The sequence below is a fragment of the Actinoplanes palleronii genome (assembly GCF_016862315.1).
GTDB lineage: Bacteria > Actinomycetota > Actinomycetes > Mycobacteriales > Micromonosporaceae > Actinoplanes > Actinoplanes palleronii.
The window spans coordinates 244,709-258,702 of record NZ_BOMS01000009.1 but is presented as its reverse complement, the minus strand read 5'-3'; the positions used below and the strand labels follow the sequence as shown (position 1 = coordinate 258,702).

Sequence of the window (13,994 nt, the reverse complement as noted above, 5' to 3'; positions counted from 1 at the left end):
TGGCGCGGCAGCACGCTACCCCCGCGGATTTCGACCTGGTGGGCATGAGTTCGGACCCGGCACCCGGTGATCCGGACCAGATCCAGGGCGTGGTCCAGCGGTATGCCGACATCGCCGACGCGGCGGAACGGGCCCTGAACGTCCTGAAGAAGGACGGCTCGATCGCGGCCGGGCGAGGGTCGGCGATGGACAAGCTGCGCGAGAAGGTCGGCGACGACCTGCCGGACAAACTCGCCAAGACGCAGCGGTCCTATCAGGACGCGGCCGACGCGTACCGGGCCTACATGCCCCGGCTGCTTCAGGCCCAGCAGACGTTCGACCGGGCGGTCGAGCAGGCCCGCAGCGCGTCGCCGCAGGCCGGGCAGACCGTGCCGCCGCTGGCGCCGGAGGCGACCCCGGACGACCGGGCCGCCGCGACCCGGGCGCAGAACGACATCGACGCCGCCAAGGGTCAGATGTCGGCCGCGCGCGGTCTGGCCGAGCAGGCCAGGAGCATGCGCGAGTCGGCCGAGCGGACCTGCGCCGACGCCCTGGACCGGGCGGCCAGCGAGGCGATCCCGGAACGCAACATCTTCCAGAAGATCGCGGACTTCTTCGAGGACTTCCCGTTCGTCCAGATCCTGCTGGGCATCCTGATCGCCGCGGTCGCGGTGTTCTTCCCGGTGGTCGGGTTCCTGCTCGGGGCGACCCTGTTCGCGATCACCCAGATAGCCGCGATATCCAGCGGCAAGTTCAAACTCGGCGACTTCCTGGTCGGGCTGATCAGCCTGGTACCGGGCGGGTCGGTGCTCAAGGTGGTCGGCGCCGGGGTCAAGGCCGGCGCGGGCCTGGCCGCCAAGGTGGTGCCGAACTTCGCCAAGACCGTGAAGGCGAGCATCGGGACGATCAAGACGTCGATCAACTCCAGCAAGACGATCGGGCCGCTGGTCAACAGCAACACCGGGCGGATCGTCAAGGAGGCCGGCAAGGGCGCCGCCGACAAGGCGACCGACGAGACGGCGACCCAGGTGCTCAACGGCGACGAGCTGGACGCCGGGAAGATCGTCGCGGTCGGCGCGGGTGGTGCCGTGGTCGGCGCCGCCGCGGGCCGCAAGAAGATCACCGCGGAGAGCGGCGGCATCCCGGTCAAGACCGCGCCGCCCGCGGGGGGACCGCGATCGCGCGGTCTCGACACCCCGCCGTTGTCACCGGTGCGGATCGATCCACCCGACCCGACGAACGTCGGCATCGACCGGTTCAACTTCAGCCGCGTCGGCGACTCGCTGGAGTTCACCAACAAGAAGTTCCCCGGCGAGACGTTCGTCCTGCACAAGACGGACGCGTTCGACCCGGCCGTCTTCACGGTGAAGCGCACCGGCGAGAAGGTCTTCCTCGACGACGACACGTTCCGCAAGGTGACCGGCGACGAGATCGACTTCAGCGGGCCGAAGGCCGACTTCACCAAGTTCTCGGGTGAGCTGCCGAAGGACCACTTCCTGGTCGAGGGGCTGGAGGGCAAAGAGATCCGCAAGGTCACCGGCCTCGGTGACCTGCACGGCCTGCAGAAGGGCGAGGTCGTGCTCGTGCCGACCTCGTCGTTCCCGCCCCTGACGGACAAGACCTTCTTCCGCGACGAGTTCGTGAAGAGCCGCGTCGACAGTCTCGTCGACGGCTTCAAAACGGGCGCCGCGCTGCCGCCGGTCCAGCTCAAACAGGGCAGCCTCTCGCTCGACCAGGGCAATCACCGCCTCGCCGCGGCGGCCAAGCTCGAGCTGCCGTTCATCCCCGTCACGGTCAGCTGACTTCTTACTTTTCCCTGGCCGTCCACCGTGGACGGCTGTCCAACCGCAAGGAGAGCATCATGCCCGACTACCGGGTCAACTCGGACGAGACCGCCTCGACCTCGCAGGCGCTGCTCAACGACTTCAGCCAGCTGCAGGACAAGCTGACCGAGGTCAAGGGCAAGATCTCCGCCCTGCTGGCGAACGGCTACTCCACGCCGGCCGCGCAGCAGAAGTTCTCGCCCTTCTTCGACGAGTTCGCCAAGGGCTTCGACCAGGTGAACCAGGGCCTGCAGGGCATCGGCCAGTACGTCAAGGCCGTCGGCGACGCGTTCTCGCAGACCGACGACCAGCTCGGCTCGAACCTGAGCTGATCCACGCCACGCCGTCCCCATCCCGCTCCGACACGAAAGCCGACAAGCTGTGCGATTGAACGTGAGTGTCCGAGATCCACTGGTCGAGGGGGGCTCGACCACCGTCGTCGTGGACACCGAGTCGTCCGCGACGGCCGGCGACCTCGCGGCCGAGCTGGCCCGCGCGGTCGGCGGCGCCGGCCCCGAGCCGGTGCTCTATCTCGGTGCGACGCCGGTGGATCCGTCGGCGACGCTGCACGCGGCCGGGGTGCGGGACGGCGTGGACCTCGGACTCGGTGCCCCGCTACCCGCGGAGCCCGAGGCCGAGGGGCGCACCGAGATCCGGGTCGTCTCCGGGCCGGGCGCCGGCACCATCTACCGGCTCACACCGGGTGACTACGACCTCGGCAGCGCCGACGACTGCCGGATCCGCCTGGCCTCCGAGGACGGGACCACCCCGGCGCACGCCGCCCGGGTCCGGGTCCGCCTGGACGGCACCGCCGACCTGGTCACCGCCGACCACGCGCTGCTCGACGGCCGCGAGGTGCCGGCCGGCACGCCGTGGCGCGAGGGCAACCTGGTCACGGTCGGCGCGATCCTGCTCGAGTTGACCTCCCGGCAGTCGCACCGGGCCCCGCTGACGCTCGCCGCCGACGGCTTCGGGCTGGAGTTCAACCGGCCGCCGCGGTTCCTGCCGTCCGCGGCCGGCGGGAAGTTCCGGCTGCCCACCCCGCCGATCAAGCCGGACAAGCGGCCGATCCCGCTGCTGCCGATCCTGCTCGTGCCGGTGGCCGGCGCGATCGTGTCGATCGTGGCCACCGGTAAGTGGTCGTTCGTCTTCATCGCGCTGCTCTCCCCGCTCGCGGCGATCATCGCGCAGTTCGGCGGCCGCAAGCAGACCCTGCAGAAGTACCTCGACGACGAGCAGAACTACCAGGTCAAACTCGCCACCGTACGGGCCGACGTCGACGAGGCGCTGCGCGCCGAACAGCTCGACCTGCGCCTGGCCCTGCCCGACCCGGCCTCGCTGCTGCAGATGGCGAGCCAGCCGTCCGAACGGCTCTGGGAACGCCGCTGGCAGGACCCGGACTTCCTGTCGGTACGCGTCGGCACCACCGACCTGCCGTCCTCGCTGAGCGTGGAGGACCCGACCAAGGACGAGAACCGGCGCACCTCGGTCCCGTCACTGTTCGAGGCCCCGGTCGCGATCTCGGTACGCCAGGCCGGCGTGGTCGGCATCGCCGGCCCGGAAGCCACCGACCTGGCCCGCTGGCTGGTCGCCCAGGCGGCCGCCCTGCACAGCCCCACCGACCTGCGCACCGTGGTGCTGGCCGGCCCGGACGGCGAGCAGAACTGGGCCTGGACCCGGTGGCTGCCGCACGCGCAGGCCACCGCCGAGGACGCGTACTCGCTGGTCGGCAGCACCGCCGACTCGCTGGCCCGGCGGGTCGGCGAGCTCGGCCAGATCGTCACCGCGCGCACCGCGGCCGGCAAGGAACTGATCCGCGGCGGGGTCAACGGACAGCCCGACATCCTGGTCGTGCTGGAACAGGCCCGCCGCGCCCGGTCGCTGCCCGGCGTGGTCGGCCTGCTGCGCGACGGACCGGCCGTCGGTGTCTACGTGATCTGCATCGACACCGAGGAGCGGGTGCTCCCCGAGGAGTGCGGCGCGATCGCGGTCACCGAGTTCGGCGCGCGCAACACCTCGAAGGTCCGCACCGGCGGCGGCGCGCCGCTCACCGGGGTCCGCACCGACGCGCCCGACGAGGCCTGGTTCGAGCCGTTCGGCCGGGCGCTCGCCCCGCTGCGCGGCGTGGGCGACAGCGACGAGAGCGCGCTGCCGGGCAGCGTCCGGCTGCTGGACCTGCTCGGCATCGAACCGCCGACCCCGGGTGCGCTGACCGCCGGCTGGGCGCTGGGCGGGCGCAGCACCACCGCGACGCTGGGCGCCGGCTACGACGGCCCGTTCTCGATCGACCTGGTCCGCGACGGGCCGCACGCGCTGATCGCCGGCACCACCGGTTCCGGCAAGTCGGAGCTGCTGCAGACCCTGGTCGCCACCCTCGCGGTGGTGAACCGGCCGGACGAGATGACGTTCGTGCTCGTCGACTACAAGGGCGGCAGCGCGTTCGCCGAGTGCGCCGACCTGCCGCACACCGTCGGCCTGGTCACCGACCTCGACACCCACCTGGTCGAACGGGCGCTGGTGTCGCTCGGCGCCGAACTGCGCCGCCGGGAGACCCTGCTGGCCTCGGCGTCGGCCAAGGACATCGTCGACTACCTGGACAAACGCTCCCGCGGCGGCAACGTGCTGCCGGCCCTGCCACGCCTGCTGCTGGTCGTCGACGAGTTCGCCTCGATGGTCCGGGAACTGCCCGACTTCATCTCCGGCCTGGTCAACATCGCCCAGCGAGGCCGGTCGCTCGGCATCCACATGGTCCTCGCCACCCAGCGGCCCGGCGGGTCGGTGACCCCGGACATCCGGGCCAACACCAACCTGCGGATCGCGCTGCGCACCACGGACACCTCGGAGAGCCGCGACATCATCGACGCGCCCGACTCCGGGGAGATCTCCTCGGCCAACCCGGGCCGCGCGTTCGCCCGGCTCGGCCCGTCGGTGCTGCTGCCGTTCCAGTCGGCCCGGGTCGGCGGACGCCGCCCCGGCGGCCAGGTCCAGGAGGAGAACACCCCCATTCCGGTACGGGCGTCCGTCGTCACCTGGAAGGACCTCGGCGGCCCGCTCCCGGTCGTCTCGCGGGGTGGCGGGCAGTCCGGCGCGCAGCAGGCGGTCACCGACCTGGCCGTCCTGGTCGCCACGATCGCCGAAGCGGCCCGCGAGGCCGGCATCCCGCAACAGCCCAGCCCGTGGCTGCCGGCGCTGCCCGGGCAGCTCGCCTGGACCCGCCCGGCAGCACCGGAACCGGCCGGGACCCGGGCGGCCGCGCTGCCCTCGGTCGAGTTCGGTGTCGTCGACCTGCCGGCCCGGCAGAGCCGGGTGCCGCTGACGTTCGACATCGACCGCACCGGCCACCTGCACATCATCGGCTCGCCGCGCAGCGGGCGCTCACAGACGCTGCGCACCCTGGCCGCCGCCCTGGCCGCCGCGCACGGCGCCGACGACCTGCACCTCTACGGCCTGGACTGCGGCAACGGAGCGCTGAACGTGCTCGCCGGGCTGCCGCACACCGGCGCGATCGTGGACCGCAACCAGATCGAGCGCCTCGGCCGGATGCTGGACCGGCTCAACGCCGAACTCACCGCGCGGCAGGCGGTGCTCGGCGCGTCCGGAGCCGCCGACCTCACCGAGCTGCGGCGCGCCCAGGCGCCGGGGGAGCGGCTGCCGCACATCGTGCTGATGATCGACCGGTTCGAGGTGTTCGACCGCGAGTTCGTCAACTACGACAACGGCAGCTACCTGGAACGGATGGTCCGGCTGCTGCGCGACGGCGCGGGCGTCGGCATCCACCTGGTGCTCGCCGGGGACAAGGTGCTGGGCAGCGGCCGCTACTCCGGGACCACCGAGGACAAGCTGGTGCTGCGGCTCAACGACCGGCAGGACTACTCGACCGTCGGCGTGCCGACCAAATCGGCGCCGGTCGACCCGGAACCGGGCCGGGCCATGCGCACCGCGGACCTCAGCGAGGCCCAGATCGCGGTGCTCGACGCCGACCTGTCCGGCGCCGCGCAGGCCCAGGTGCTGCTGACCCTCGCCGAGGAACTGGGCAAGCGGGAGGCGGCGGTCCCGGCCGCACGACGGGCGCGACGACTCGACGTTCTGCCAGACACCATTGCGTACGATGAAGCGGTTGGTCTGCACCTGAGCGGTGGGCCGATGCGCCCGCTCGTGGCGGTCGGTGGTGACACGCTGACCGCGCTGGGACCGGACCTGACCGAGGTGCCCAGCTTCGTGATCGGCGGGCCGCCGCGCACCGGCCGGAGCACCGCACTGCTGACCATCGCGGAATCCCTGCTCACCGCGGGTGCCGGCCTGGTCGTGCTGGCGCCCCGGCGGTCACCGCTGCGGTCCCTGGAGGGTCGTCCCGGTGTCGCCGCGGTGATCACCGATCCGGAGGTGTCCGTCGGTGAGTTCCGCGCCGTGCTGGGCAACATCCCGGAGCCGACCGCGGTGATCCTGGTCGACGACGCGGAGCTGCTGATGGGCTCGGAGATCGACTCGGATCTGGCGGCGTTCGCCCGTGGCGCGCAGGGCAGCGGGTGGGGGCTGATCGCGGCCGGTAACGCGGAGTCGCTGGCGTTGTCGCTGGCCGGCTGGATGGGCCAGGTCAAGCGGAACCGGACCGGGATGCTGCTCTCACCGCAGGGGTTGAGCGACGGCGAGATCATCGGCGTGAAGCTGTCCCGGGGGAACGTGGGGCGGGCGCCGCAACCGGGCCGCGGCCTGCTGCACCTGGGCGACGGCAGCCTGGTGACGGTCCAGGTCCCGTCGTCCAGCTGACAGTCCCCGGCTGGTGCCCAGGGGTGTCTCAGCGACCTCGAGACACCCCTGAGCACCAGCTCTCAGTTTTCGGCTGGTCCTCAGGGGTGCCTCAGGTGCCTCGAGGCACCCCTGAGCGCCAGCCCCTCGCGGTTCGCCGCGCGCTCGCGGTTCGTGGCTGGTCGTCAGGGGTGTCTCAGATGCCTTGAGGCACCTCTGAGCGCCAGCTCCTGGTTTTCGGCTGGTTGTCAGGGGTGTCTCACGTGCCTCGAGGCACCCCTGAGCGCCAGCCCTTCGCGGTTCGCGGCCGCTTCGCGGGTCAGACGAAGCGGAACGTGCTGGTGATCGCGTCGAAGAGGTCGTAGACCTCGTTCTTCAGCGGCAGGCTCGGGCTGGCCAGGGTGACCACCAGGAAGTCCTCGGCGCGGCCGGGCACCGGGATCATCGTGTGCATGGTCAGCAGCTTCACGTCGATGTCGCCGGTCAGCCGGGTGGTCTCGGTGCCGGTGACCCGGGCGACCGGGCCGACGTGCGGCAGCCGCACCGACGAGATGATCCGGTCGCGGGGCGCGGTGCCGGTCGCCGTCGACACCCCGGCCTGCGCGGAGAGCACCGGCAGCGTCAGCTCCTGGCCCGGTGGGGTGGTGACCGCGAAGACCATGCCGTAGGCCATGAACAGACCCTCGTCGTACACCGTGGCCGTGCCCGCGGCGAGCAGCGCGCCCTGGCGCCGAGCGGCCCGGCTGATCTCCCGGGCCTGCCGGAACATGTCGTTGATCTGCATCCGCTCGCGCGGATCGTTGGTGGTGGCGAGCGCCTGCGCGCGTACCGTCGCCAGCTGCTCACCGCTGAGGTCGACCTGATCCCACAGGTCCGGGACGTCCAGCAGGAACCGCCGCGCGGTCGTCGGCGTGGTCATCGCAGTCACCCTTGTCCTTCGTCGAGGTTCTTCGCGGCGTCCTGGTCGGTCTTCTCGAACGCGTCGAGGATGCTGCCGATCGCGTCGCGTACGCCGACGATCTGGCGCTTCAGCTGGAACCGGCCGTCGTTCCACCGGTCCTCGAAGTGCTGGGCCGCGCCGCGCAGCTGGCCTCTGCCGAAGGCCGCGTCGAAGTCGAACGTGTGGTTCCCGATGTCGATGAAGTCGTGGACGAAGGTGAGCATGTCCTGCGCCTCCTTCAACTCGGTGCCAGGAATGTTGACGTCGTCGGCCATCCGGTCCCCTCCGCTCGATTGCCTGGCTCACACACGAGACGGCCCGCCGCGATGGTTCAAAACGCGGGTGAACCATCCGGGGTGCCGGTCTCGTGTGTGCGGTATGGCTTCGACCCCCATCCACCGCGGCGCCGCGGCCCTGCTCTGCGCCGCGATCCTGTTGTCCGGCTGCGGCAAGACGATCAGCATCACCGACTCCGACGACACGAAGGCGCCGCCGGCCGCGCCGCCCGCGGCTGCCAGTTCAGCGGCGGCCCCCGCGTCGGCCGCTGCCACTGAGCCCCCGGCCGGTGGCAACGGCGCGCTGCAGGTCGTCGACTCGACCGCGGCGCAGAACGGCAAGAACGGCGACGGCGGCACCGTCATCGGGGTGGCCATCCAGGAGAAGCCCCCGGTCTGGGTGCAGCTCGCCGCGGTGACCTCACCCCCGCTGAACAAGCCGCACCTGATCAACATCAACCAGGCGGCGCTCTACCGCTTCGACAAGGACTCGGCCAAGCCGTCCACCTCCAACTGCAACGACGACTGCGCCGTGACGTGGCCGCCGGTGACGATCGAGGAGGGCGGTGCGGTGTACCTGGCCGGCGTCGACCCGGACAAGGTCGGCGCGATCCGCCGGGCGGACGGCAACGTGCAGATCACCGTGGGCGGCTGGCCGATCTACCGCTTCGCCAAGGACAAACTGCCGGGCGACCTGAAGGGCCAGGGCGTGGGCGGCACCTGGTTCGCGGTCGGCCCGGACGGCAAAAAGGTCAAGTAGTCGTTCTCCGCGTGATGGCCGGGCTGCTGCCCGGCCATCACGTTTCTGGGCGGGCGGACACCGCTGTCAGGCGTTTCTCCGCCACTGCGAGCGGGGGACCAGTCCGTCGTCGTAGGCGATCATCTGGTCGTAGACCTGCTCCCAGGTCAGGCCGCCGGTGATCCAGCCGTCCTGCCGGCCCGCCGCCTGCAGCACGCGCCGAGTGGACCAGAGATCCAGCCGCTGCTGGTGGCCGTTGTCGCGCAGCCACTGAGCTTCCTGGCTCGCGCGCCGACGCCCGTCGCGATCGTCGATCATGACGAACACGTCGTAGCCCTGCTGGACGAACACCGACGCGTGCGCCAGCACCATGATCTCGCCGAGGCTCTTGCGGTCACGGACCCGATCGCGGGCGGGCATGCCGCTGAGCCGGGCCACCGCGTCGGCGAACTGCTGGGTGGTGAGCTCATCGGGCAGGATCTCGACGCGGCCCGAACTCTTCAGGGTGTTCCACGTGGTCCGCACGCCGGTGTTCCGGAAACGGTCGCTCCGGCTCATCCCGATGACCTCGCTGTCGACCCGGGCCGGTGCCGCGAGCCGGAGCTTCTGCGACTGCGCGATCTGGATCAGGATGTTCTGCTGACCGACGGCGAGGAAATTCAGTGCAGGACCCGCGTCGAGCAGGATGCTCACGAGGTCTGCTCCTGCCACCCGTCCTCGGTGAACAGCGGGGCGTCGTCGTCCCACTCGTCGTCTTCGTCGGGCGACTGCGGCGGGCCGAGCTCCTTCTGGAGTTCGGTGGCGTCCTGGCCATACCACGCGGCCAGCTCGGTGATGCCGAGGACGCCGCGCTGATAACCCTCGACCGCGCGGGCCATCAGCGACTGCGGGGCGCGGGGAGCCGTCGAGTCCGTGGTCAGGCTGCGGTACTGGCTGCCCCAGCCGAACGTCGTCGCGAGATTTGCCGCTGACTTGGCGCTCCACGTTGTGCAGGTGGCCGCGTCGATGAGCCCGAGCGTGCGCAGCTGGATCGCCGCGATGGGCGGCGACACCTCGAACTCCTGGACCAGGTCGGAGAGGACCGAGAGGGTGACGCCTTCCGTGGCCTCGGTGGGAAAACGCTGCCGCACGCCGCCGAGGGGGAGCAGCAGGTGACGGGCGAAGGCGTCCGCGCGGATCTCCTCCGGCGATCGTTCGCCGGGGGCCAGGTAGGTGTCGCGCTCCAGGTCGCCCGCGACGACGTGGCCGAGCTCGTGTGCGATCGAGGACCGCTGCCGCATCGGATGTGCTGTCGTCGCGACGGCGATGACGACTCGCCCGGTGGCCGGATCGTGCATCGACAGGCCGTGCTCGGCATCCGGCACGGGCATGCTGATCACGTCGATGCCCTTGGTGACATGCACGAGCTCGTGCATGTCCTTGATCGGGGTGTCGTCGAGGCCGTGCTCGGCGCGGAAGGCTTCCGCGAGCTGTCGGGCGTGCTGCTCGTTGGGGCTCACCTCATGCTCCCCGTGATGCCCTGGCTGGTCAGATAGGCGTCCAGCTCCAGGTAGGCGTAGAGGCGCTCGCGCATCACGTCCATCGGTGAGTTGTCGCCGTCGGTCCGAGCGGCGAACCGGGCGCGGTCCCGGACCTCAGGCAGCCCGGTGATCGCCGCGGCGCGGACCCCGAAGCAGTCGGCGAGCTGGATCAGCTCGTCACCCTTCAGCACGCGGTCGCCACTCTCGATCCGGGAGTAGGTCGGCTGAGAGACGTTGATCGCCTTGCGTGCCTCGTCTTGCGAAATGCCGGCGGCCTCCCGTGCCTGGCGCACCCGCAGGCCGAGTTTCGGCATGTCAAGGATCATGTGAATGAACCTCCCTCCGCTATTCATGATGCCAGGCGGCGCGGAGTCCTGCCACCCTGGGCCGAGCGTCAGCTCGAACCGGCCCCCGAGGTCGTGTGGTGGCTCGCGGCCGCGGATAACGGCCGCGGCGGCTGGCTGTCACGGCCGTTATGGCTCGCTCGATACGGCCGTGAGGGCCAGCTGGACTCCGGAGGTGCTGGTATGCCCGCGAGAGCGCCCGGCAGCCCCGCCGCCCGGCAAGCCGGTGAGCCCGGCCGTTCACCATGTCCCGGTGGCGGCCTGCTCGTGACCGAGGCGGATGGGGTGGTGACGGACCTGGGCGGCGAGGCGTGGGAGCCCGGCCGGGGTGGGATCCTCGCGGCGGCTCCGGGCGTACACAAAAAGGCTTTGGGGTTGCTGCAACTGGAAGGCGCGGGCATGTCGATTTTCTGACGGGGGTGTTCCCGGTGGGGGCGGGCGGTGATCTCCTACGGTGTGCGTTTCCATGTGCTCGGTCCGGTGGAAGCCATCTATGACGATCGTTCGCTGCCGCTGGGCGGGCCGCAGCAGCGTGCTGTCCTGGCGGTGCTGCTCGCGCAGGCCGGGCAGGTTGTGTCGACCGAGCGGATCATCGCGCAGCTCTGGGGTGACGACGCGCCGGCGACGGCGCGGGCGCTGGTGCAGGGCTGCGTCGCGGGGCTGCGCCGGGTGCTGCACGCCGGGGGTGAGGAGTGCCTGATCAGCCGGCCGCCCGGTTATCTGGTCCGGGGTGAGCTCGACGTGGACCGGTTCGAGCAGCTGGTGGCCGCGGCGGAGCGGGCGGAACCGGAGCACGCCACGCGGCTGCTGCGGCAGGCGTTGCAGCTGTGGCGCGGGCCCGCCTACGACGGTGTGGTGGTCGACGTGTGCACGGCCGAGGCGGCCCGGCTGGCCGAGCGTCGGCTGACCGCCGTGGACCGGCGGATCGCGGTCGACCTGCGGCTCGGGCGGCACGCCGAGGTGATCGCCGAGCTGGGTGATCTCGTCCGGGAGCATCCGCTGCGGGAGGGGCTGTGGGCGCACCTGATGACCGCCCTGCACCGGGCCGGGCGGCGGGCCGAGGCTCTCGACGCCTACCGGCGGATCCGGTCCGCGCTCGTCGACGAGCTGGGTGTCGAGCCCGGCGCGGCGCTGCGGGAACTGCACCGGGAGGTGCTCGCAGGCACGCCGGGCGCTGGCATCGAAGCGGTCACGCCGGGGGCCGGAACCGCCGCGGGGAGGCCGATTCCCCGGGAGGTCCGCGCGGACGGAAGAGAGTCCCGGCCGCCGGTGCCCGCGCAGCTGCCGGCTGCCGCGGCCGGGTTCACCGGGCGGGCCGAGCACCTGCGCACCCTCGACGCGCTGCTCGACGACGCGGAGCCGGGCGTGTTGCCGGTCGTGGTGATCTGCGGGTCGGCCGGTGTCGGCAAGACCAGCCTGGCCGTACGGTGGGCGCACACCGTGCGCGAGCGCTTCCCGGGCGGCCAGCTCCACGTCGACCTGCGCGGGTACGCGACCACACCGCCCCTGCGCCCGATCGAAGCCCTGACCGGGTTCCTGACCGCCCTCGGGCTGCCCGCCGAGCGGATCCCGGCCGGTGTCGACGAGGCCGCCGCCGTCTACCGGTCACTGCTGGCCGGGCGGGAGGTGCTCGTCGTGCTGGACAACGCCCGCAGCGCCGAGCAGGTACGCCCCCTGCTGCCCGGCGGCCCGGCCGGGATGGTCGTGGTCACGAGCCGGGACGCGCTGGGCGGGCTGGTCGCCGAGTACGGCGCCGTGCCCCTCGGGCTCGACGTCCTCGCACCCGGCGAGGCGGCGGTGCTGCTCACCCGGGTGCTCGGGCCGAACCGGACGTCGGCCGAGCCGGCCGCCGTGACCGCCCTCGCCGAGCTCTGCGCGCGGCTTCCGCTCGCCCTGCGGATCGCGGCGGCGAACCTGGCGACCAGCCCGAGGCGTACGGTCGCCGGCTACGTCGCCGAGCTCGAGGCGGGCAACCGGCTCGGCGGGCTCGCGGTGCGCAGCGACGACCGGCACGCCGTACGAACAGCTTTTGATCTGTCTTATGCGGACCTGCCGGAGCGGGCTCGCGAGGTGTTCCGGGGCTTCGGGATCGTGCCGGGCGTGGACCTCACCGCGGATGACGCGGGGGACCTCCTCGACATCGCGCGGGCCGACGCCGGTCGGTTGCTCGCCCGGCTGGCGGCCGTGCACCTGGTGGACGAGCACGCCGACGGCCGGTATCGGTGTCACGACCTGCTCCGGCTCTACGCCGCCGAACGCGCCGAGGCCGAGGACCCGGCCGCCGAGCGGGACGGTGCGGTGGCCCGGTTGCTGGCGAGCTACGTCCAGCGGACCCGGGCGGCCGGCGATCTGCTCGCCCCGCACATGTTGCGGCTGGCCGGCGAGGTGCCCGGGCATTTCGTGGGGCCGGCCGCCTTCGACGAGCCCGCCGCCCTCGCGTGGCTGGAAGCCGAACGCCACAACCTGGTCCTCGCCGTGCAGCACGCCGCGGCATCCGGCCCGCGCCGGCTCGCCCTGCTGCTGGCCGATGCCCTGCGCTGCTACTTCCACCTGCGCCGCTACACCGGCGACTGGCTGGCGGTGGCGACCGTCGCCCTCGACGCGGCCCGCCAGGACGGTGACCTGGCCGGGCAGGCCGCCGCCCGGCACAGCCTCGGCACCGCGCACCGCAGCGTCGGCGAGCACCGCGACGCGCTGCGGCACTATCTGATCGGGTTGCGGCTGGCCCGGCAGTGCGGCTGGCAGGAGCACGAGGCGACGGCGCTCGGCAACATCGGCATCGTGTGCCGCAAACTCGGCCGGCTCACGCTCGCCGCCCGCCGGCTCGACCACGCGCTGCAGATCGACCGCCGGCTGCACCGGCGGGCCGGCGAGGCCAACAACCTTTCCCTGTACGCCGACGTCCTGCTCGAGATGGGCCGGCTCGCCGACGCCGGTGAGCAGTTCACCGCCGCGTTGAAGCTGAACGCCGAGCTCGGCAGCCGCCACGGCGAGGCGCTGGCGCACACCGGCCTGGCCCAGGTCCACCGCGAGCTGGGCCGCTACGACGAGGCCCGCGAGCACCTCGACTCGGCGATGGACCGCTACACCCAGGTCGGCGACCGGGACGGTGTCGCGGTCACGCACTGCGGGCTGGCCGCGCTGGAGTGCGCGCTGGGCCGGTCCGGTCCGGCGCGCGACCAGGCGGCGGCCGGGTTGCTGCTGGCCGGCGAGACCGGTGACCGCGAGACCGAGGCGATCGCCCGCAACGCGCTCGGCGACGCGGCCGTGCTGGCCGGCGACCACCCGGGGGCGGCCGGGCACTACCGGCTGGCCCGGGCGCTGGCCGCGGAGACCAGGAGCCTGCGGCCGGAGTGCGCGGCGCTGCTCGGGCTGGCCGTCGCCACGCCGGACCGCCTCGCGGCCGAGGACCTGGCCCGGCAGGCGCTCGGCATCGCCGAGACCGCCCGCCTCGAGGTGGTGGTGGGTCTCGCGCACAGCACCCTGGCCGGCGTCTACCGGGTCGGCGGGCAGTATCGGCTCGCCGACCGGCACGAGCGGGCCGCGGCCGCCAGCCGGGCCACGTCCGGTCACCGGGTGCACGCGCCGGTGGGCCACGACCGTTCGTCGCAGCCCACCGGTGGTTAGC

The 13,994-nt window shown here is 72.3% G+C and carries 11 protein-coding genes; 6 read left to right on the top strand and 5 right to left on the bottom strand.

All coding sequences use genetic code 11. From position 1 onward, the window contains the following. Nucleotides 1-44: 44 nt before the first annotated feature. From Apa02nite_RS02970 to Apa02nite_RS02960, 3 genes are all read left to right on the top strand, one after another. Nucleotides 45-1,781 (top strand): ParB N-terminal domain-containing protein, encoded by a 1,737-nt coding sequence (locus Apa02nite_RS02970; RefSeq protein WP_203823702.1) that lies wholly within the window; start codon nt 45-47, stop codon nt 1,779-1,781. A gap of 59 nt (nt 1,782-1,840) precedes the next feature. Beyond that, nucleotides 1,841-2,134 (top strand): WXG100 family type VII secretion target, encoded by a 294-nt coding sequence (locus Apa02nite_RS02965; protein WP_067687374.1) that lies wholly within the window; start codon nt 1,841-1,843, stop codon nt 2,132-2,134. 61 nt (nt 2,135-2,195) lie between these two features. Beyond that, nucleotides 2,196-6,569: an FtsK/SpoIIIE domain-containing protein gene (locus Apa02nite_RS02960; RefSeq protein ID WP_203823701.1), complete on the top strand. Its 4,374-nt coding sequence runs from the start codon at nt 2,196-2,198 to the stop codon at nt 6,567-6,569. 298 nt (nt 6,570-6,867) lie between these two features. Here the strand turns inward: Apa02nite_RS02960 and Apa02nite_RS02955 are convergent, their stop codons facing one another. Then, the gene (locus Apa02nite_RS02955; RefSeq protein ID WP_203823700.1) at nt 6,868-7,467 is read right to left on the bottom strand and encodes a hypothetical protein; all 600 of its coding nucleotides are present in this window, start codon (nt 7,465-7,467) and stop codon (nt 6,868-6,870) included. Nucleotides 7,468-7,472: 5 nt separating this feature from the next. Further along, the gene (locus Apa02nite_RS02950) at nt 7,473-7,763 is read right to left on the bottom strand and encodes a hypothetical protein (protein ID WP_067687368.1); all 291 of its coding nucleotides are present in this window, start codon (nt 7,761-7,763) and stop codon (nt 7,473-7,475) included. Nucleotides 7,764-7,866: 103 nt separating this feature from the next. On the opposite strand from Apa02nite_RS02950, the gene Apa02nite_RS02945 reads away from it, so the two are divergent. Beyond that, nucleotides 7,867-8,523: a hypothetical protein gene (locus tag Apa02nite_RS02945; protein WP_203823699.1), complete on the top strand. Its 657-nt coding sequence runs from the start codon at nt 7,867-7,869 to the stop codon at nt 8,521-8,523. 66 nt (nt 8,524-8,589) lie between these two features. Here the strand turns inward: Apa02nite_RS02945 and Apa02nite_RS02940 are convergent, their stop codons facing one another. From Apa02nite_RS02940 to Apa02nite_RS02930, 3 genes are read right to left on the bottom strand one after another with little or no spacing between them, the layout of a single operon-like run. Beyond that, nucleotides 8,590-9,195, bottom strand: a complete 606-nt coding sequence (locus tag Apa02nite_RS02940; protein WP_203823698.1) for a PIN domain-containing protein — start codon at nt 9,193-9,195, stop codon at nt 8,590-8,592. Continuing rightward, entirely contained in the window at nt 9,192-10,001 is an 810-nt protein-coding gene (locus Apa02nite_RS02935) for an ImmA/IrrE family metallo-endopeptidase (RefSeq protein ID WP_203823697.1), read from the bottom strand. Before Apa02nite_RS02935 ends, Apa02nite_RS02940 begins: the two co-directional genes overlap by 4 nt. Next, nucleotides 9,998-10,348, bottom strand: coding sequence for a helix-turn-helix domain-containing protein (locus tag Apa02nite_RS02930; RefSeq protein WP_203823696.1), 351 nt, complete (start codon nt 10,346-10,348; stop codon nt 9,998-10,000). The genes Apa02nite_RS02935 and Apa02nite_RS02930 overlap by 4 nt, the downstream gene beginning before the upstream one ends. Nucleotides 10,349-10,633: 285 nt before the next feature. On the opposite strand from Apa02nite_RS02930, the gene Apa02nite_RS02925 reads away from it, so the two are divergent. Both Apa02nite_RS02925 and Apa02nite_RS02920 read left to right on the top strand, forming a co-directional pair. Beyond that, nucleotides 10,634-10,780: a hypothetical protein gene (locus tag Apa02nite_RS02925; RefSeq protein WP_203823695.1), complete on the top strand. Its 147-nt coding sequence runs from the start codon at nt 10,634-10,636 to the stop codon at nt 10,778-10,780. Between the two features lie 66 nt (nt 10,781-10,846). Next, nucleotides 10,847-13,993: an AfsR/SARP family transcriptional regulator gene (locus Apa02nite_RS02920; RefSeq protein ID WP_203823694.1), complete on the top strand. Its 3,147-nt coding sequence runs from the start codon at nt 10,847-10,849 to the stop codon at nt 13,991-13,993. The last annotated feature ends 1 nt before the right edge of the window (nt 13,994 follow it).

Coding starts and splice junctions, on each gene's coding strand:
- Apa02nite_RS02970 (WP_203823702.1), top strand. CDS start 45: ATGAGTTCGGACCCGGCACCCGGTGATCCGGACCAGATCCAGGGCGTG.
- Apa02nite_RS02965 (WP_067687374.1), top strand. CDS start 1,841: ATGCCCGACTACCGGGTCAACTCGGACGAGACCGCCTCGACCTCGCAG.
- Apa02nite_RS02955 (WP_203823700.1), bottom strand. CDS start 7,467: ATGACCACGCCGACGACCGCGCGGCGGTTCCTGCTGGACGTCCCGGAC.
- Apa02nite_RS02950 (WP_067687368.1), bottom strand. CDS start 7,763: ATGGCCGACGACGTCAACATTCCTGGCACCGAGTTGAAGGAGGCGCAG.
- Apa02nite_RS02945 (WP_203823699.1), top strand. CDS start 7,867: ATGGCTTCGACCCCCATCCACCGCGGCGCCGCGGCCCTGCTCTGCGCC.
- Apa02nite_RS02930 (WP_203823696.1), bottom strand. CDS start 10,348: ATGATCCTTGACATGCCGAAACTCGGCCTGCGGGTGCGCCAGGCACGG.